The organism is Clostridioides sp. ES-S-0010-02 (assembly GCA_020641055.1).
Taxonomy (GTDB): Bacteria; Bacillota; Clostridia; order Peptostreptococcales; family Peptostreptococcaceae; genus Clostridioides.
Window position 1 is genome coordinate 746641 of record CP067345.1, and the last position, 21132, is coordinate 767772.

The window sequence follows — 21132 nt, forward strand, 5'->3', positions numbered from 1 at the left end:
TAATATTAGTATAATTATGATATTATATAAATAAGGCAATATATGGAAAGTATTGGGTTTTGATGTTATAGAGTTAGAAGCAGATAAATAGAAACAAGTTTTGATTTTTATCTAAATTTATGAGTTGTAAGTATTTGTGTAGGAATTTATTGTTGAGAGGGGTACAAATATGGATTCAAAAATTATGGTTAGTGGAAATATAATAGGTGAATTGTCAGAAAAAATACCATCAAATATAGTTGCATTAAATGAACTTGTAAAAAATTCATATGACGCAGGTGCTAAGAATATTTTAGTTAAAGTTGATAGGATAAATCAAAAGCTATTAATTAAAGATGATGGTTCAGGGATGGATATGTTGGATATAGAAAAATTACTACATATATCCAAGAGTAATAAATTATATGGTAAAATAAATGAATATGATAGATATAACCAAGGATCAAAAGGCCTAGGGTTTTTATCAGTATTTAAATTTGGAAAATATGTAACTTGGAAAACAAAAAAGTTAAATGGACTACAATTTTCTATTGAATATAGAGATTTATTAGAGATAGATGATATAAGTAATTACTTTGTGCCAATTACTAGAAATGATTATGTGGATAAAGGCACAGAAATAGAGATTAGTATTGATGAATATAATTTAAATAGCTTAGTAAAATATTTTACAGAGGAAAAAAATTATGAGAAAATTATAAATTCATTTTTTGATGATAGCATCAAAATAATATTACAATTAGATGACAAACAAATAGAAAGTAAAACATTAGATTCTATTAAGGAATATTTACCAGATAGGCAATTGTTCTATGTAACTTATAGTTCAGATGAAGAAATAATTAAATTTTACAATAATGATAAATTGGCTTTCGAAAAAGAGTATAAGTTTTCTGGATTTGATTATAAACTTGATATTGAAATAGAGATATTTAGTTTGAAACCAGGTGATAAGAAAAAGTTCAATAATTTATATTATAACCATGTTGGAGATTTAACTCCATTAATATATGTAAATAAAAATTTATTCAATAATTACAATATTTTTGATCCAAATGTAATGAGAGGCAAAAAATCTAATAAAGTATTAAGTCAAATGATTGGGACTATAAATATATATAGCACTAATGTAAATTTAAACTTTAACTCAGATAGAACACAATTTTTACAAAACAGTTTAACAGACAATATAATATCTTTTTTGCATGGAATAAATGTTGTGATTCAAAGTGAAGGAGCTAGTAGGAAAAAATATCTCATAGATTTTGATTTCATTATAGGAGATTATGTTAAATCAAGTCAGATTAATGATAGAGTTTTCTTAAAGAATATGATAAAGAAAGACTTTGCATTTAAAGATAGAGTTAATATAAATATAGAAGAAGAGTTTGTAATGTATGAACTTTTTGGAAAGGAGAAGCAAATTCCAATAATACTAGATAAAGATATTGAAAAAGATAAAGATGTTGAAAAAGATAAGGATATTGAAAAAGATAAAGATGTTGAAAAAGATAAAGATGTTGAAAAAGAACCTAGACCAGCAAAAATAGAACTATATAAAAAAACTGATAGAAAAGCAATTCCTTCTAGTCAGATTAATTTATATAATTATGTAAAAAATGTAATAGATAAATTGGGTAATAAAATAGATAAAACAAAGTTGAATATTATGGTTAATGGAGAAAAGATAACTGACGGAATTTTAGATAGTATATGTGTAGAATGTACCAAAGATATTTTATATACCTATTCTGATGACATGAACGGATATGTTGTTGAAGAATTAATGATTACCTTTTTTATAAGTAAAACTGAGTTTGGCACTAGAATGAAGAAAGTCGGTTTAATTAGCTATAATAATATATGTGAAGGATATGAGGTTAACTTGGGAGAAACTATACAAAATCTTATTACTCAAATAAATTCATTAGAAGTTAATGATTACTTGGAGTTGATCTCTTGTTCACTAAGGTCTTTACTAGAATTAAGTATAGACTATATAAATAAAAGTGTTAAATTTAGAGAGTTAAAATTAAATGAAACTAATAGAGGATTTGAAAATAGAGTCAAGGCTGTGATTAAATTAATAAAAGACAACAAGTCATATAAAGAAGAAATAGTTAGAAGTACAAAAATAGATTTTGATAGTTTTAAAAATTTATTAGATACAATTGATTTTGAAAAAACTGTAAAAAGTTCTCACTTAGGTGCACATAAATCTACTTTATACCTACAACCAAGAGATAGAGTAGAAAGCTTAGCAGGGGAGGTATCATTATTTATCATATTCACAAATGAACTTTTAAATAATGACAAAATTATTTATTCAAATGTAAAAGCGGAGGAATCAAAATGATAGGGGATATATCTTATAAAAATTATAGAAAAAAGAGTGATATACATGGGTCCGTTTTATATCCAGCTGTAATGGTTGCCCCAGTTCAGAAGAAAATACTACAAAATTTAATTGAAATTGATGAAATAGGATGTATTTTTGATCCATTTCATGGATCTGGAACTTCTTTATATGAAGCTATGGAAATTTCTAAAGATATATGTCTAATTGGATGTGATATCAATCCACTAGCAAATTTAATAACCAAAGTAAAATTACAGGGAGTATCATCGGATATTGAAAAAGACATAAATAAACTAAAAAGAATTATAAATTTAAATTCTAATGAGAAGTTGCATTATTTTGATAATATAGAAAAGTGGTTTAGGAAAGATGTACAGGAATCACTATCAGTTTTAAGAAATGCTATAATTTCAATTGAAAATATACAAAATAGGTTGTTTTTTTGGTATATAATGTGTGACATTATTAGAAAGTATAGTAATACAAGAAGTTCTACATATAAGTTACATATAAAAGATACAAAAGTAATTAATAGTATGGATAATAAAGTGATAGATGATTATTTAAGTTCTGTAGAAAAAAACTACTTTAGATTTGATAAATCTTCTAATGAAATTAAATTATTTAAGTGTGATATATTAGAAAAAATTAATTTTTTTGAAGATAGAAGCATTGATGTAGTAATTACATCACCTCCATATGGAGATAATGGTACAACTGTTACATATGGACAATTTTCTATTTTGGCTTTAAAGTGGATCGATGAAAAAGATTTAGAATTAGAAGGTTGGGAATTAGATAATTTTTCAATAATTGATAGAAAGAGCATGGGTGGTAGTGCAAAAGAAGTAAATTTTGATAACTATGAGATTGAGCTTATAAAGCCATATATTAATAAGATTAGTAATAAAAAACAAAATAAAGTAATTAGATTTTTTAATGATTATTTTAAATTTCTTAGAGGTATTGTAAGAATAACAAATAAATATATAGTTATGACATTAGGAAATAGAACTGTTGATGGGGTGAACATTGATCTTACAAAAATTACCCAGATGTTTTTAGAGAAAAATAAGTATACAAAAAAAGAAATAATGGAAAGGGAAATACCATCAAAGAGAATACCGAAGAAAACATCTAAGGTTAATAATAAACCAGTTAATTCTATGTCAAAAGAATATGTTATTATTTATGGAAGATAAAATAATATTAAATATAAAAAATGACTATAAGTTATATTAATTAATGAGATGTGCATAGATTTGTATAGATATATATTTTTCTTACTCAATAGTAATGGGATTTTTAATGATATGATACCTTTATAGTAGACAGTTGAAATGTGTTTAGATGGTAAAAAAGGACTAAGGGCTATCTGTAAAATGATTAGAGTTGGTAAAGCATCATTTTATGAATGGATTCATAAATATGAGAAGGATGAGGCGAAGTGCGTGAAACGTCATCTAATACATTCTACTCAAATTAATTTAAGATGTTTGCCATTAATGATTATTATTTATGTTAAAGGTTCATTAGAGGATATAGCATTTAAATATAACCTATCATTTATATGTTTACTTCAAAGCTGGGTTATGAAGTATAATAATCACAATACAATAAATAGGTTTCATAACAGAAAAGAGGATAAAATTATGATTAAAGTCAGAAAAATAACATATGATGAAAAAATTGAAATAGTAACATTTTGTATTGAAAATAATGATAATTACCAATTAACGTTAGGTAAATATAAAGTTTTACATAAAAACTTTTACACTTAGAAATATAGAGTTCTTTTTAAAAAATTTGGAGAAAATAGAAAAGAGTCATGACTAACTAATATTAAAAAAACTATATATTTGCTATAAAAGCACTAAATAAAGAAGGCTATTCTACATTATCACTATGTAGTTTTGCTAGTATTTTTCGTCCTTTATATTATAAATGGTTAAATAAAGTTGAAACAATTAAAGATAAGGAAAAGGTAGTTATTTTAGAGGAAATAATTAAAATATATTATAAAATAAATGGAGTTTATGGATATAGTGATATAACTATGAATATTAATAAAATTCTAGGCAAATGTTATAATCACAAAAGAATTTATCATTTAATGAAACCTGTAAATTTACAATCAGTGATTCGTAAAAAGAGAGAAAAATATACCACAAATAACAGCTGAAAATATGTTAAACAGGAACTTTATTGAGGCTTTTCCTAATAAGAAATGGTTAAATGATGTAACGGAGTTCAAGTTAGCTAATGGGACAACCTATTTAAATGCAATACTAGATTTAGGAGATAATATTATCGTTTCATATGTATCAGGATATTCAATACTAATCAATTACTATTTGAGACCTTTGATTTAGTCATCCAAAATAATCTTACAGTGAAGCCATTATTTCATAGTGATCGTGGATTTCCAGGATACAAGTAAAACCTTTAAATTAAAACTAGATAGTATATCTGCAACACAAAGCATGTCACAAGTTGGAATGGTGTAGATAATGGACTTATGGAAGGGTTTTGGGGAATTATTAAATCTGAAATGTACTATTTAAGAAAATTTAATACTTTTGATGAGTTAAAATTAGCAATTGGTAATTATATAAATTTTTATAATAATAAGAGATTATATAAAAAATTAAAAGGCCTAGTTCTGATAGAATATCTAGAGTAGACCTTCGTTGCTTAGTGTTTATTTTCTACACATTTATTATGTGTTAAAATTAGGTTTTTATATACTAAATTTACCATTATTTTAAAATTATATAATTTTTAGGAATTCTATCTCAAAATATTATTGTAAGTTCACCTAATGTAGATGATTAATTTTGATTTGGAGATTTCTATTTCTCAATGATTTTCATAGTTGATACATGGAATGCTTTTCTAAGCAACTCATTTTTAGGAAATGCTGTTCTAACTGTAGTATATTCTCCAAGTTGTCTATTAAAGCCTTCTAGTGCATTTTTAGTATATATAATTCCTCTAATATCTTCTAGATATGTAAAGAATGTTGATAGATTATTCTAATTATTATATCAAGAATCTATTACTACTGAATATTTTTGATACCATTTTTCTTTCAATGAAACCAAATTTAAAAGTGCTGTCTCTTTATTAAATACTTTGTAAACTGATTTAAATCTTTTATAAATTCTTTTTAGTCTTTTTATGCTATATATTTAAAACTATTTCTAATTTGATGGAATATACAAGTTATCTGGATATACCTTTTTTGAATATCTCTTTTCTAAGTCATATATAAATCCATACACATATATGAAGCTTTATAAACCATTTTACTTATCTTAAAATGCATAGCATTTATATGTACAATTGAATAAACAGCTTCTAAAGTTTTATTTTCCATTTAATGTAATAAACTACAGCTGTATCAGTTATTTTAAATATCATTGATGCTGATACATCTATTCCATTCCAAACTGTATATCTCTTATACTCATATCACATACATAAATACCAATTATTTTTTTATTTAGTTCATTACTTGCAATTTCATATTTTTTACAACCTTCAGTTTGAACTCAGCATTTCTATCTCTTGGTATATCTAAATTTACTTTTCAAAAACTGTTACTTGCATTTTTAGAACTATATCCATTTTGATAATTTTTATCACGAACATCATTTCTTTTATATTTATTTCTACCTAGAGGCTCTTCCATTTTTGCATAAGACTATTTTCCATTATCTTGCATTTTTTAACCTCAGTTTGATAATCAATATCTAGAACAATTATATCTTTCATTTTAAAAACACCTAAAATTTTTATATGAATATTATTCTAAATTTGCCAATTTTGTATACCAAAAAGGCTGTAAGTAAATTTGTTTTTACACAAATCTATTTACAGCCTCATATATTATACTAATTATTAAGTGTAGCAGATATCAACTTCACTATTAGCGTATAAATTATCGTATATATCCATAGCTCGACCTGTTAATTTGTAAGTGTAAGGATTAAATGACTTATTAACATTAATAAATCCTCCAGTAGATAAAGATTTACATAGACTTGTTATAAGTTGATAATTATAATCTATCTCTCCACTTATTTGATTTACTGTAATGCTTTCTTGATATTCATCTGTAAGTATATATAGTGCTTTAATAATTTCAAATTCTTGATTGGTCCAAATTGCAGTATCATTTTCTAAGGATGCTTTTGAGATTAATTTAGGATCAAATTCTATTTCACATATACCGTTTAAACACTCCATACATTTCATTTTGAATTTTTGAAAAAGTTCTAAATTTTCTATTGGGAAAGTATGATTACAGTTTTTACATACAATTCTTTTATTATTATTCAAGACAGATAGAATAACATCACTATATACAAACCATCTTTGTTGATAGTATTTGCTATCCCCGTTCTGAGGTCTTCCATATAATATTTTTTCTTCTAGACATAAACCATAATCTAAAGCATATAAATAATTTGAACTATTTTTATATTTCTCTCTTTCTCTACCTTTAGCAGCTATTTTATTTATTTTATGTATAAAACCATTAAATTCTAAATCTTCCATATAAATATTCATATCTGTAGGAAGCGTAAAATGACTAGTTGGAGCTTCTTTTATTCCTTCAAAATATTGGCTATCAGGTTTTGATGATGGTAATTCATACTTATTTTTTTGAGCCATTAAAGTTAATTCTTGAACTAAGCTCTCTTGTACAAAAATATCTATTTTATCGTCTGTATTACTATATTTAACTCCAGATTGTTTATTAAAATTTATTTTAATGTGGTCATTATAGTATTTTTTACTTGCTTGGTTAATAGTAGAAAGAGTGATAGGTTTATCGTATGCTATGCTAAGAGAGTAGCAGTTACGTAATATAAGACCTAATACTCTAGGAACATTTTGTGATACATTGTATAGGTATCTAAAATATTCATCCATTGAAGTTGTCTTAGTATCAAAATACTTATCAATTTCATTATCACAAAAATTATTAATGCTATTAGTTAAAAGGTTCTTAGTATAATTGATTGCCTTTTGTTGTATATTTGCAATATTATGATCACTTCCATAAACTTCAAATAGGTCTATTTGATTAATAATAAATTTTGAAGACTCTAATTTTATCGGATGAAGTTTATTTGGGTAGCATGATATTTTGAAATGTATCTTATCGACACCTATATCATACATAGGTAATATTATTGTATCCATAAATAAAGTTCTTTCTTTTACATCTAATTCAGAATAATCATCAATAAAAATATATAATGATTTTCTATTACAGATGCTAAGTATTTCTAAGAATTTTTTTATTATATCTCCTACTTTAAACACTAAGGCTAATATATTTGTATTTTGCGTTTGATTTTGAGTAGTTGATTCACTTTTTAAAGAAGTTGTCAAATCTAAAGTTTTTAAAGAAGTACTTAATGATGCACTATCCAAAGATGTGTTAGTAGTACTTTGATTATCAATAAATATCTTATTAATATTTTCTAAGGTATTAGAACTTAACATATTTTCAAGTTCATCGATAAGCTTTTGCAAATTGGAGTCTCTGAATTTGTTTTTAAACTTTTCAAAAAAATTATAGTTTTCATTTTTTAGTTCTTCAGTCATACTTTTGACTAAATGCTTAATTATATTTTTTACTAGTGTTATCCTAAGACGTTCATCATAATTTAAAGCTAGTTCATTCCCACCTATATCTAATAAGTTTACTTCGGCCTCTTTAAAAAGAGTTTTAGCATTTAAGTATACAGATAAGTCATTTTTATCTTTATGTATTTGGTATTGTGCTCTAGCAAAAATAGTTGACTTTCCGGTTCCTCGTCTACCTACTAAAAAAGTTGTCTTTTTTTCCAATATAGATTCTAATATTTCATTGTTAGGAAGCAAATCAACATATAATTTATCTATAGAAATATTTTTATATTTTATATCATCATTTAATTTTTCTTTAGTTATTCTATGATATAAACTTAAACTATTAGTTACTTGCTTAAAACCTTTGCTATCCATAAAATCACCTCTTATTAAAATATAAGAATATTTTAACATTGTATATAAAATATGACAATATACTCCCAAAAATACTAGTGTAATAATAGTATAAATTGTTATCAGTGTAATCTAGATTAATAGAAGAAATGTTAGTGGGTATTATTCCTGCAATTCGTCTCCACCATTGAAATCCTCTATAGATTTGTTGAGGAAGATTAAAAGCTTCAACCGCTCTTAAGAGAGGTTGAGGCTTTTTATTTTTTTGTAAGGGGTGAGATTTATAGATAATTTAGATGATATTTTAAAATATATTTCAGTGTTTAAAAAAGAATCTGGAATAGTATGGTTTAGGGTACATAATAATATAAATTATAGGTTAAATGGTGGTTTATATAGAATTGATAAGAATTTGAGTATAATAAGAGATTCAGAAAACAATATTTTCAATTATTTTATAAATTGTGAAGATTCTTATTATAATCAATTTTATGAAAATAAAGATTGGGATGTACTATTTTTAATGAAACATTGTAACTTGCCTACAAGATTTCTTTATTTGGACAGATAGCTTTATAACATCATTATACTTTGCTATTAAAGATAAGAAAGATGGGAAAAGTGCATGTATATGGATGCTATTGCAGATTGGATTAAACAAGAGTTGAAAAAATTTATATGAAAGTGAAAATGATAGTAGATTTGAGAATATAGGTTTATTGACTTTAGATATATTACCAGATAGAATTAAAAATTATAGAGACTTCTTGGAAGGACATATATCTATAGATAGCTTTGCAATTGTACCAAGAAGAAGTAATGATAGATTTGTTTCTCAAAATGGATTTTTTATGCTTCAAGGTGCAAAAGGGATTTCATTAGATGAAGAGGCTAGTGAATTTTTGGTTAAAATAGAATTAAATGACAATATAGCAGAGGAATGTAGACTATTTCTTTTAAAATTTAGATGTGAAGAGAAGGTATAGTGCTTATGGAAGCAAATAAAACATTATTACAAATACTATATAAAAAAATTATATTAGAATTTTCTAAGCAGACAGGCAAGAGTTTGGAAGAAAGTATGGATTGTTTATATACTTCTGAAACATATAAACTTATAAGTGAGGGTGTATCAGATATGCACTGTAAGGGTCATATATACTTGGCTCAAGAATTAATGCTAGAAAATGGATTGTGTATCATAAAGGCTATCCAAGATAAATAGTTAAAACTAGATACGAATTAAGGATACAAGATAATATGAAATTAATTTGTATCCTTATTTTGATTTTGTAATTAACTATATAAAATCATAGTATTTTTATATATCTGATTTTTACAATGATAATACTAATATTTAAAATATGTTTCAAAGAAATAAAATACCCAGATTGAAAAATGGATTAATATGAATATAAAATTTATATGTATAAAAATAAGTATAGACATAGAAAAAAACAATAACAAAATAAGTAATTATAGAAAAATACAATTATATAGATTATTGTCGAATCGTTGACTATAAGAATAATAACATTTAAAATGAACATGGAGAAGATGGGGGAGGTATTGATATGAAGAGAAAAATAGCAGCTATTTTATTAACTGTAGTGATGTCATTATCACTGGTAGCTTGTAGCAATGATAATGCAGCAAAAAGTGATAAATTAGAGGATACATTAGTAGTATATACTACTAATGGTGAGGATATGCTAGGAGCGATTTCTGAAGAATTTACAAAGGAAACAGGAGTTAATGTTGAATTTATAAACTTAAAGGGTGAACTAGCAGATCGTGTTAGAAGTGAAAAAGATAATCCACAAGCAGACATAATGTTTGGTGGGGATACGTCTACATATATGCAATTAAAAGAAGAAGGATTATATGAAAAGATTGAACCAAGTTGGAATAATGAATTGGACAAGTCTTATAAAGATTCAGAAGGATATTGGTATGGAACTATAAAAACACCAGTAATGATGTTTTATAACACAAAATTATTATCAGCTGATAAAGCACCAAAAGATTGGAGCGATTTAACAAAAGAAGAATATAAAGATTTAATAGTTACTAGAGACTCATTATCATCATCTATGCGTTCTACTGTTAGTAACTTAATCAATTACTATTCAACTACTAAGAGTGAAGCTGAAGCTTGGAAGTATCTTGAAGATTTAAATAAAAATATAAAGAACTACTACAATAGTGGAAGTGTTATGTATTCAGCAATAGGTAAAGGTGAAGCTGCTATATCTGTTGCAGTGTTAAGTGATATAATAGATAATAAAGAAAAAAATAATATGCCATTAGAAGTTGTGGATGCAGAGAGTGGTTCTGTAGTAATTACAGACTGTGTAGCAGCTTTAAAAAATGCACCACATCCAAATGCAGCAGCTAAATTTGTAGATTTTGTTGGAAGTGCTAAAGTCCAATCTATGGTTGCAAATGATTTTAACCGTATACCAACATTAGATTCTGCACTTAAAGATTCACCAAAGTGGATGTCGAAAGAATATAAAGCTATGGATGTAGATTGGTCTGTAATTGGAAAAAATCAATCTAACTGGATTGAAAAGTGGGAAACAGATATAATAGATAATAATAAAACTATAAAATAGTCTAGTTAGATAATTTAATATTATATACAAAAATAGTGAGGACTTTCCTCGCTATTTTACGTATAAGGGAACTATAGTATATCATGGTTTTTGTGTAATTCACGCTACCTAATGATGCTAATACTCTGATATTAAATAAAATAGCTTTTGAGTAATTAATGAAGTAGCTGATGATGTGAAGTGATTCATCATGTGTATATTTAAAAATTTATAAATATTAGATAATTTGTGGGGTCGATATGGAGAATATAGAATTAAAGGAAATTAATCATTATTATGGAAAAGAAAAAGTATTACATGATATTAATATATCCATCAAAGAAGGCGAATTTTTTACTTTATTAGGCCCTTCTGGATGTGGTAAAACAACCATTTTAAGAATAATTGGTGGATTTATAAAACCTTCTTCTGGGAGTATTTATGTTGGTGATAATAATATTACCAACCTAGAACCAGAAAATAGAAATATGGGAACTGTTTTTCAAAACTATGCATTGTTTCCAAATATGACTGTAGAAGAAAATGTATCTTATGGATTAAAAATAAAAAAATTATCTAAAAAAATTATAGTAGAAAAATGTGATACTTATTTAGAACTGGCAGGAATGAAAGATTTTAGGAAAAAAAAGATTGATGAATTATCTGGTGGACAGCAACAAAGAGTGGCAGTAGCAAGAGCATTAGCTACTGAGCCTACTATGCTTTTATTAGATGAACCAATGTCTAATCTAGATGTAGCTTTAAGAGTTAAAATGAGAGAAGAAATAAGAGAGATACAGCAAAAAATTGGTATTACTACTTTATTTATTACTCATGATCAACAAGAGGCGTTGGCTATTTCTGATAGAATAGCTGTAATGGATAAGGGTAAAGTTCTTCAAATTGGTATGCCAATGGAAGTCTACAAAAGACCATTGAATGATTTTGTGGCAAATTTTGTAGGCACTTCAAACTGTATTGAAAAAGAGGATTATGTTAATTTTAATATTGAAAAAGAGACAAAGCCTTATATTTATAAAAGACCTGAAGAAATGGTATTGTTGCAAAATACTAACCAAAGTGGGTTTGTAAAAGTAAAAGTAGAATCTAAGCGTTTCTTAGGACCAATTTTAGAATATACAGTATCAAATAATGAGAAAAAATATCAAGTGACTGAACTTAATAGGCTGAATAATAGTAATAAATTAAATGTAGGGGATAGGGCATATTTAGGTGTGCTACAAGGTGAATAATATGATTAAAAAAAGAAACCATAGTAAATTCACATCTAAAAATATTATTTCTATTATTTTATACAGTATATTATTTTGGATTCTGATTGGATATATTATCGTTCCAATAGCTAACACCTTTGCACAAGCATTTCAAGGTGAAGCTGGATATTCTTTTGAAGTATTCAAAGAATATTTTTCAAATACTAATAATTTAAGGGTAGTAAGCAATACTATAATTTTGGGATTGGGTTCTGTAGTTGTGTGTGGAATTATGGGTATATCACTTGCCTTGTATATGACATTTGTTTGTGATAAACACAAAAAAATCATACATATTCTTTTACTAAGTCCAATGATGATTCCTGGAGTAATTATGGTAATTGCATGTATTCAGCTTTATGGAGAAAGTGGGATAGTTACAAAATCTATAGAAATTTTACTCTCATTTATCAACAAACCCTATGATTTTAGTGGATTAAAGGGAATTTTATTTGTGGTTGCCTATACTCAGTATGTGTATTTTTATTTAAATGTATATGTTGCCTTAAAATATGTGGATTACTCAACAGTTGAAGCTGCAAAAGGAATGGGAGCATCAAAGCTAAGAGTATTTTTCGATGTAATATGGCCTGTTATTACACCAGCTGTTATAACTTCTACTATTATAACTTTTGCATCAGGTATTAGTTCTTTCTCAGCACCAAATCTTATAGGTGGTGGTTTTAAAGTTTTGAGTACTCAGATTGTTAGGTCTAAGGCTAATAACCATATGGATATAGCTTCAGTTCAAGTGATTACTTTGTTACTAATGGGGATTGCATTTATGCTTTTGTTACAGTATTATGGCAAAAAATATGGAGTAGTATCATCCCTAAAATCTCAAAGTTATAAAGTTGACAATAGAAAAAAAGACTTATTTACATTTGTATGTAAGATTATTATTGAAATACAAATTATTATTATTATTATGCTCCCTATAATTACTATTGTATACTTATCATTTGTAAGCACACATTCAATTATGACGACCATATTTCCTAGAGATTTTACACTGGAAAACTACCAGATAATTTTCCAAAAATCACGTGTATTACAGCCTATTTTAAACAGTTTGAAAATGTCTTTAATGGCAGTAGCATTAGGATTAATAATTACAGTACCAGTATCATATTTAGTAATTAAAAAGGATAATACATATAATCGACTAGCAAAATTTATTATAATGTTACCTTGGAGTATGCCTGCAAGTGCCATTGCAGTTAACCTAATTAATACATTTAATCAAAAAAGTATATTTGCTTTTAATGAATCCTTAATAGGTGGTTTTTATATTTTGCCTATAGCATATACAATTTATGCCTTGCCATTACTATTTTCATCCAATGAGGTTGCTATGAAGTCAATAAATTTAGGACTAGAAGAATCATCAAGGAGTTTAGGTGCTGGAAGAATACAAACCTTTTATAATATAATAATCCCAAATATGATGCCAGGAATAATTTCAGGGGCTATATTAGTATTTATTCGTACAATTGGAGAATATACAATGTCAGCCTTGCTTTATGGCGTTTACAATAGACCTATTTCAATATCCATTGTAACTAATATGCAAGAATTTAAGATAGGAGTATCTATGGCTTATGGTGTATTAGTAATTGGGATATGTTATATAGCATTAGGAATAATTTTTAAATTAGATAGAAAAAGATTTACATAAAATAGTAGATACTAATTTATAAATTAGTGATTAGAAAACCAAGTTTCTTTATTTCTTAGAAATGAACTCAAGAAGTGTAATTTTGGTGTGTTATGTCAAGCTTATGACATCTAAAAATTAGATAATTGTGAGTATGATTCCTATAAATCATCTATACCATTGAAATGTACAAAAAGATATTGGCTGTCTGGCTAATATCTTTTTGATTTTTTGATATCAATATAGCATTAACTATAGTGCTAGTGTTTTAAAATTTATAGCTAATAGGTATGTAAAATATAACATCTATGTAAGATATGCTATTATTGAATGTTAATTTTCAAGTAAATGAAAGTAGGGTATTTGATATGTTTGTATCTTTTGATAAATTGATGATATATCTAGAGGATAGAATTTAAATGAAGATTTACAAAGTAATCACAATTATTAGAGTCAGCTTTTGAGCTTATTGAGTATTGATAATAAATAAGTTTAAGAAATATAATTAACTGTGATATAGACTTCTAAAAGCTCCTTATTGAAAAGGAACTAAGAATATATAATAAAAGTTCCTTTTCAATAAGGAAAACGATTGTTATTTTCTGACTTTTATTACCCTGATATTATTTAAATATAAACAATAACAAATAAATTAAAATTAAAATATCAGGAGGTACAATATGTTAATAAATATGAAGGAAATGTTAAAAGTAGCACAAGAAAATCAATTTGCAGTACCAGCATTTAATATAGGGAGTGGGCAAATACTTAAAGCAGTAGTACAGAGTGCTAATGAAAAAAATGCACCAGTAATACTTGCAATACACCCAAATGAGTTAAGTTTCCTAGAAGATAGCTTTGTAGCTAGTTGTATAGAAGAAGCACATAAGAGTAAGGTACCTATGGTAATACACTTAGACCATGGAGCAAATAAAAGTCAAATATTAAGAGCTATAAGATGTGGATTTACATCAGTAATGATTGATGGCTCACATTTATCATATGAAGAAAATGTAGCAATATCTAGGGCAGTAGTAGAAATTGCAAAAGGATTAAATATATCTGTAGAAGGAGAACTTGGAACAATAGGAACAACTGGAACATCAGGAGAAGGTGGTTCTGATGAAATAATATATACAAATCCACAATTAGCTAGGGATTTTGTTGAAAAAACAGGTGTAGACACATTAGCCATTGCAATTGGTACAGCACATGGTATATATCCAAAAGGGTTTAAACCAGAGCTTAAATTAGATTTATTAAAAGAAATAAAAGAAGTAGTAGATATACCTTTAGTTCTTCATGGCGGATCGTCAAATCCAGATGAAGAAATAGCACAAGCAGTTAAACTAGGAGTTTGTAAAGTAAATATTTCAAGTGATGTTAAATCAGCGTATTATAAGAAGTGCAGAGAAGTATTAGAACAAAATCCAAGTTTATATGAACCAGATGCTATATATCCACAATGTATAGAAGCTGCAAGGGAAGTTATAGAGTTTAAAATGAATTTATTCAATGACATAGATAAATTAAAATGCTTTTCACCAAAAGAAGAATCAGTGATTGGATAACAAATTAAAGGGAGGGGCGAATTTATGGTAGACAAAATATTACGTAGTGATTGTATTGTATTAGATAAACAATTACAAACTAAAAAAGATGTAATTGATTATATGGCAAATCATTTGTATCATGGAAATTATATAAATGATAAAGAAAAGTTTATAATTGATATTAATAAACGTGAAAAAGAATCACCAACTAACATGGGAAATTTAATAGCTATCCCTCATGCTAAGTCAAGTACAGTAAAGCGACCTGTAATGATGTATTTAAGAACAGATAAGGATATCACGGATAATGATGGTCAAAAACTTAGGTCATTTTTTATGATAGCAGTTCCAGAGTCAGGTTTAGACGAGCATCTTAAGATTATATCTAAACTAGCTACATATTTAATGGATGAAAATCTTATTAAGAACCTACTAAGTGCAGAAACTCCATATGAAATATTAGATATATTTAATTATAAAGCTGTAGAATCAGGAGATTCAAGTAATAATCAAAATAAAGGTCTTATAGTTGGAATAACAGGATGTCCAACAGGTATAGCTCATACTTTTATGGCAAAAAAAGCGTTAGAAGAAGCAGGTCAAGAACTTGGATATGAAGTTAAAATAGAAACACATGGAGCCATAGGTGTAGAAAATAAGTTAACTAAAGAAGATATAAAAAGAGCTGAATACGTAATAATAGCTTGTGATAGAGAAGTTCAAACAAGTAGATTTATAGGAAAGAAAGTATTACAAAAGAAAGTAGCAGATGCTAAGAATGTTTCATTAGCCAAAAATTTAATTATAAATGCTGAAAATGGAATGGCTAAAGAAATTAAGCCAGGTGGGAAAACTTTAGAAGATTCAAAAGAAATACTTCAAGGGTCAGAGAAAAAAGGTATTTATAAGCACTTAATGAATGGTGTATCTGAAATGATTCCATTTGTAGTAATAGGTGGGATTGGTATAGCTATAGCATTTATGTTTGGTATATTTGCATCAGACCCAACTCATGAAACATACAATCCTATAGCTGGATTCTTTGGACAACTTGGAGGCGATTCAGCATTTAAGTTATTCATACCAATACTTGCTGGTTTTATAGCTAAATCAATTGCAGGAAGACAAGGTTTTGCTCCTGCTATGATAGCTGGTTTTATGGCAGTTATTGGAGGTTCAGGATTCCTAGGAGGTATGGTAGCAGGATTTGCAACTGGATATATAGCTTTAGGAGTAATGAAGATAACAGAAAACTTACCAGATGTATTAAAAGGGGTAAATGCTGTACTGATATGTCCACTGCTGATTGCATTCACAAGTGGAGCTATAATGTTCTTCGTAGTTAATACACCAGCATCATGGTTAAATGAAGCTTTACAGTCCTGGTTACAAAGTATGTCTGGAACTAATAAAGTATTATTAGGTGCAATATTAGCAGGAATGATGGCATCAGATATGGGAGGACCTATTAATAAAACAGCTTCTGCATTTGGATTAGCTATGTTTTCTAGTAATGTATTTGAACCATCAGCAGCATTAATGGTGGGTGGAATGGTACCTCCATTAGCAATAGCATTAGCCATGTTAATATTTAAAAATAAGTTTACTAAAGAAGAAAGAAAGTCAGCACTACCAACTGCTATAATGGGAGCATCTTTTATAACGGAAGGAGCAATACCCTTTGCAGCTGCAGATCCGTTAAGAATGATTCCGGCAAACATAATTGGTTCTTGTATAGGTGGGGCAATATGTATGAGTTTAGATATAACCTTGATGGCACCACATGGAGGAATATTTGTAATACCATTTGCATGTAGTGCACCAGTTGCGTATATAGCTTGTATATTAGCTGGCACAGTAATAACAACTTTAATTATAGGAATAACAAAGCCTACTATAAAGAGTGGAAGTGGTGAAGTTGAAGTACTTGGTGCTTAAATTATAAATAAGAGCTAAAATAAGGATATTGGAAGTAGTTAGCAACCTCTCAATATCCTTATTTTTTATTTTAAAATTATATCCTATATTATATCGATTTTGTAAAGTGTATCATAAATTCTTTTATGATACAGAAGTATTTTAGTATTTTTACATAGTTATTAAATATGCTAAAATAGTAATTAATAGAAATATCAAAAAATGGGTAGGGGGCATAAGTATGCTTGCATCAAGGCAAATTGAATTTCTTAAATTGATATTAAATGAAAGTGAATATAGACCTATAAAATACTTTAAAGATAAATTAAATGTATCAGATAAAACATTACAAAAAGATTTGAAGATGATTGAGATATATTTAGAAACTTTCGATATAAAAATTGATATAAAAAGGGGTTGCGGAATATTAATAGAAGCGTCAGCAAAGAAAGATATAGACCTAATTAATAGTTTAAATATACAACCAAAGGGAAATAAGTCTTTATCAGTAGAGCAAAGAAGAATGGAAATTTTAAAATATCTATTATTAAATTCAAATAATATAACTTCAATAAATCAGTTATCGGATAAATATTATGTAAGTAAAACTTCTATAGTAAATGATTTTAAATATATAGAGGAATGGATAAAAGAATATAATTTAAAACTTAATAAAACCTTAGAGGGAACTAAAATTATAGGTAAAGAAGTAGATATAAGGAAATCGATTGCTAAGATGGTAGATGATTTATTAGATGAAAATTATGAACAGCACGATATATCTGAGTTAACCAGATTAGATTCTGCTACATTTAGTGCATTGATAAATTTATTTGATATTGATTCTATCATATTTGTAGAAACTATAATTACAGAATTAGAAGATAATTTAGGATATGTTATAAGTCAGCCCTACTATATAAATTTAATTACACATATACTTATATGCTTAAAGAGAGTTGAAGAAGGTAATCAAATAGATTTTCAGGAAGAAAAGGAAGTCTCTATATGTAATTTGGATGAGTTAGTATATCAAAAGGTCACTACACTTATAGGTAAAATAGAAAATAGATACAGAGTAAAAATAACTAAAGATGAAATTAAATATATATATATATATTTAGTATCATCTGGATTTAGTAGCGAAAGCAATAAGCGTTGCAATGATGAATCAGATATATTAAGTGATAGTGAAAAAATATCATCTATAATGATAGAGAATATGTCACAGTTTTTAAATATAAATCTTAAAGATGATGAACTACTGCAAAAAAGTCTGACATCTCATGTAAGACACATGTTAAACAGATTAAGATATGATATCCAAATAAAAAATCCATTATTAGAAGAGATACAAGAGCGATTTTCTGAGGTATTGGGGTTATGCATGATGACTATAAATATTATGACAGAGCATTATAATCTGAAGAATATTAGTATAGATGAAGTTTCGTATATTGCTACATATTTTCAAGCAGCTATAGAAAGAAATATGAGTAGTAAAAGAGTAATAGTAGTTTGTAATACAGGATATGGAACATCTCAGCTTCTTGCTGCTAGATTAAAAAGAGAATTTCCTGAATGGACTATAGTTGATATAATTCCCATGCATCAGTTGAATAAGCGAAATTTGGATGATGTAGATTTTGTAATATCTACTGTAAATTTAGATTTGAAAGAGAAATCACATATAGTTGTATCAGTACTATTAATGGAAAGTGATATTAATAATATAAAAAATGCTTTACTTAATAAACCTAGAAAAAGTATGGACTTAGATACAAACTTATTAGGAGTATATTTAAAAGATAATATATATTTTAATTTTGATGTAAGCCAGATGAGAAGTTTAATAGGTATGAATTTAAGCAGTAAATATGAATCTATTGCATTAGGAAAAGATTTAAATATATATATATGCAATCAAAGTAAAGTAAATAAGGGAATAATGAATGTCAATAATATTAATAGAACGATTGACCTTTACTTAGAAACTAGTAATCATAGCTTTTTAAAACATATTCTGATTGAAGTATCAAATCTATATAGGCAAAAGAACTATATAAATTATATAATAGATTGCGAAAGAGAAGAGGATATTAAAATATTATTTGATAACAATGTACTGGAGAAAATAAATGGAAATTAGAGAAATATTAAGCGAGGAAAGTGTTATTTTAGACTTAAAATCAACTACAAAAGAAGGTATAATACAAGAATTAGTAGATAAATTATATGATAAAGGAAGTATAACTTCAAAAAGTAAGTTTATAAAGGCACTAAATCATAGAGAGAAAATGGGCTCTACAAGTATAGGTTATCAAATGGCTATGCCACATGGAAAAACAAAGTATGTAAAGAAAGCATCTGTGGTAATAGGTAAATCTAGAGAAGGTGTAGATTGGCCAAGTATAGATGGCTTGCCTGTAAAATTAGTAATTATGTTTGCTATGCCACAATCTGAAGGTAAAGAAGATATAATGTTAATATCTAAAATAGCTTATATTTTAGGTGGTAAAGATATAAGTGAAAGGCTTTTAAGTGCACATACCAAAAAAGAAATAGTAGGTGTATTTTATGAAGCATAGATATTGTATAAACTATAAATTTGAATTTATTTTGGAATGAAAAATGTGTTATCATCTTTACCGATTCTAAACATGTGCCAAATTATTGATATGAGTTATTAGGATTAAACAAAGGAAAGTTATTAGTTGATAATAATGTAGCAGGATTCATGGAGAGATTTGCTAAAAAGGAAGAGAGAGTTTATTTTATAGTAAGAGATAAAAAAGACGAGCTTAAATTTCAAGCTTGTCTTTTTTATTATACAAAACCTATAATACTTTAAAATCTATGAAAAACTTGTGTAATAGAGGTATTAAAAATTTAATGGTAATCAAATTCTTTACCAATGAATATAAAAAACATCTTCGTGTTATAATAGTTTAAACTAATGAACGAAAGGTAGATGAATGTATATGAAATATCAACATATAATTGAAGTTAATAAAGACCTTTGTATTGGATGTGGACTTTGTAAAAATGATTGTCCAGTAAATAATATAATTATAGAAAATAAAAAATCAGTAATTAAAAAGCAAGATTGTCTAATGTGTGGACACTGTGCAGCAATCTGTCCCAAAGAAGCTATTACACTTACAGGGTTTGATGAACCACCAATAGAACTTACAAATAAGCCAAACTTAGACTCAGATGAATTACTAATGGCAATTAAATCTAGAAGAAGTATCCGGAAATTTAAAGATAAAGAAGTTTCTTCAGAAATTGTAAAGCAAATTATTGAAGCAGGTAGATACACACCTAGTGCTAAAAATTCACAAGATGTATCATATATTGTTTTAGACAATAAAAAAGCAATATATGAAAAGGAAGCAGTGAGATTTTTTAGAAAAATAAAACCTATTGCAAATATTGCTGTTAAATATTCAAAGGAAGTTGAGGTTGATGATAACTTTTTCTTCAAGCATGCTCCTATTGCAATAATGATAGTAACAAAAGATAAGATTAGTGGTTCACTTGCAGCATCTAATATGGCACTAATGGCAGAATCTTATGGTCTGGGGGTTTTATTTAGTGGATATTTTTCAGATGTAGCAAATAATTCACCAAAGTTAAAAAAACTTTTAGGTCTAAAACACAGGAATCATGTACTTATGACACTAGTGATTGGATATCCAGATGTTAAATATAGACGTACTGCACAAAAAGAACCAGCAAGTGTTAGATACTTATAAGGTATGGAGGAGTT

General features: G+C 26.9%; 18 protein-coding genes. 17 read left to right on the forward strand and 1 reads right to left on the reverse strand.

Features of this window, described 5'->3' with window-relative positions:
* The first annotated feature begins 169 nt into the window (after positions 1-169).
* From JJC01_03845 to JJC01_03870, 6 genes are all read left to right on the forward strand, one after another.
* Positions 170-2356, forward strand: a complete 2187-nt coding sequence (locus JJC01_03845; GenBank protein UDN59005.1) for an ATP-binding protein — start codon at positions 170-172, stop codon at positions 2354-2356.
* Positions 2353-3561 (forward strand): hypothetical protein, encoded by a 1209-nt coding sequence (locus JJC01_03850; GenBank protein UDN59006.1) that lies wholly within the window; start codon positions 2353-2355, stop codon positions 3559-3561. The genes JJC01_03845 and JJC01_03850 overlap by 4 nt, the downstream gene beginning before the upstream one ends.
* 138 nt (positions 3562-3699) lie before the next feature.
* The gene (locus tag JJC01_03855; protein ID UDN59007.1) at positions 3700-4140 is read left to right on the forward strand and encodes a helix-turn-helix domain-containing protein; all 441 of its coding nucleotides are present in this window, start codon (positions 3700-3702) and stop codon (positions 4138-4140) included.
* Between the two features lie 74 nt (positions 4141-4214).
* Positions 4215-4541, forward strand: a complete 327-nt coding sequence (locus JJC01_03860; protein ID UDN60118.1) for a transposase — start codon at positions 4215-4217, stop codon at positions 4539-4541.
* Between the two features lie 336 nt (positions 4542-4877).
* Positions 4878-5042, forward strand: a complete 165-nt coding sequence (locus JJC01_03865) for an IS3 family transposase (protein UDN59008.1) — start codon at positions 4878-4880, stop codon at positions 5040-5042.
* 179 nt (positions 5043-5221) lie between these two features.
* Positions 5222-5398 carry a hypothetical protein gene (locus JJC01_03870; protein UDN59009.1) on the forward strand — a complete coding sequence of 59 codons (177 nt, stop codon included), beginning with the start codon at positions 5222-5224 and terminating at the stop codon, positions 5396-5398.
* A gap of 864 nt (positions 5399-6262) precedes the next feature.
* Here JJC01_03870 and JJC01_03875 read toward each other — a convergent pair.
* Positions 6263-8383, reverse strand: a complete 2121-nt coding sequence (locus JJC01_03875) for a hypothetical protein (protein ID UDN59010.1) — start codon at positions 8381-8383, stop codon at positions 6263-6265.
* Positions 8384-8636: 253 nt separating this feature from the next.
* Between JJC01_03875 and JJC01_03880 the strand changes: the two genes are divergently transcribed.
* The 11 genes from JJC01_03880 to JJC01_03930 all read left to right on the forward strand — a co-directional run bounded on the left by JJC01_03880 (position 8637) and on the right by JJC01_03930 (position 21118).
* Positions 8637-8933: an FRG domain-containing protein gene (locus tag JJC01_03880; GenBank protein ID UDN59011.1), complete on the forward strand. Its 297-nt coding sequence runs from the start codon at positions 8637-8639 to the stop codon at positions 8931-8933.
* A gap of 148 nt (positions 8934-9081) precedes the next feature.
* Positions 9082-9348 carry a hypothetical protein gene (locus JJC01_03885; GenBank protein UDN59012.1) on the forward strand — a complete coding sequence of 89 codons (267 nt, stop codon included), beginning with the start codon at positions 9082-9084 and terminating at the stop codon, positions 9346-9348.
* Between the two features lie 5 nt (positions 9349-9353).
* Positions 9354-9587, forward strand: coding sequence for a hypothetical protein (locus tag JJC01_03890; GenBank protein ID UDN59013.1), 234 nt, complete (start codon positions 9354-9356; stop codon positions 9585-9587).
* Between the two features lie 349 nt (positions 9588-9936).
* Entirely contained in the window at positions 9937-10980 is a 1044-nt protein-coding gene (locus JJC01_03895) for an extracellular solute-binding protein (protein UDN59014.1), read from the forward strand.
* Positions 10981-11219: 239 nt separating this feature from the next.
* Positions 11220-12212 (forward strand): ABC transporter ATP-binding protein, encoded by a 993-nt coding sequence (locus JJC01_03900; protein UDN59015.1) that lies wholly within the window; start codon positions 11220-11222, stop codon positions 12210-12212.
* Between the two features lies 1 nt (position 12213).
* On the forward strand, positions 12214-13911 hold the full coding sequence (locus tag JJC01_03905) for an iron ABC transporter permease (GenBank protein ID UDN59016.1): 1698 nt from the start codon (positions 12214-12216) through the stop codon (positions 13909-13911).
* Positions 13912-14570: 659 nt separating this feature from the next.
* Positions 14571-15461: a ketose-bisphosphate aldolase gene (locus JJC01_03910; protein ID UDN59017.1), complete on the forward strand. Its 891-nt coding sequence runs from the start codon at positions 14571-14573 to the stop codon at positions 15459-15461.
* A gap of 24 nt (positions 15462-15485) precedes the next feature.
* Positions 15486-17381: a PTS sugar transporter subunit IIA gene (locus JJC01_03915; protein ID UDN59018.1), complete on the forward strand. Its 1896-nt coding sequence runs from the start codon at positions 15486-15488 to the stop codon at positions 17379-17381.
* 220 nt (positions 17382-17601) lie between these two features.
* The gene (locus JJC01_03920) at positions 17602-19509 is read left to right on the forward strand and encodes a transcription antiterminator (protein UDN59019.1); all 1908 of its coding nucleotides are present in this window, start codon (positions 17602-17604) and stop codon (positions 19507-19509) included.
* Complete coding sequence (locus JJC01_03925; protein ID UDN59020.1) at positions 19499-19948, forward strand: PTS sugar transporter subunit IIA; 450 nt, start codon at positions 19499-19501, stop codon at positions 19946-19948. The genes JJC01_03920 and JJC01_03925 overlap by 11 nt, the downstream gene beginning before the upstream one ends.
* Before the next feature lie 393 nt (positions 19949-20341).
* Positions 20342-21118, forward strand: coding sequence for a nitroreductase family protein (locus tag JJC01_03930; GenBank protein UDN59021.1), 777 nt, complete (start codon positions 20342-20344; stop codon positions 21116-21118).
* Positions 21119-21132: the final 14 nt, after the last annotated feature.